This is a genomic window from Mesorhizobium sp. M2E.F.Ca.ET.209.01.1.1 (genome assembly GCF_004010375.2).
Taxonomy (GTDB): domain Bacteria; phylum Pseudomonadota; class Alphaproteobacteria; order Rhizobiales; family Rhizobiaceae; genus Mesorhizobium.
In genome coordinates this window covers 1-300 of record NZ_SADP02001031.1, presented here as the reverse complement: position 1 = coordinate 300, position 300 = coordinate 1, and the positions used below count along the sequence as shown (strand labels likewise).

Genomic DNA, 300 nt, shown 5'->3' with positions numbered 1-300 from the left:
AAGAAATTCAAAGGTGACCGCCTGATGCCCTGGGGCAAAGGCACGGTAGTCAGCGACGCAAAAGGTTATGTTTTTCTCTGCGGCAACACCGCCACCGTCGACGATTACGACCCGTCGAAACACCAGGGCGGCGCGATCGGCGATCCGGCCACGCAATGGCGCGCTATCCTTGCCAATATCAAAGCGGATCTGGAGGAGCTTGGCAGCTCGCTCGACTATCTGGTCAAGGTGACGTTCTACGTCAAAGGACCATTTCCGGCGCGCGGCGGCCTCAGTTCACCCCAGCGCCGTCTGGACGTG

Annotated in this window: 1 protein-coding gene; it reads left to right on the top strand. The window is 59.7% G+C overall.

What is annotated here, in order from left to right; all coding sequences use genetic code 11:
- Nucleotides 1-300, top strand: a 300-nt coding sequence (locus EN852_RS38990) for a RidA family protein (RefSeq protein ID WP_135879916.1), incomplete at both ends; no start/stop codon positions are given.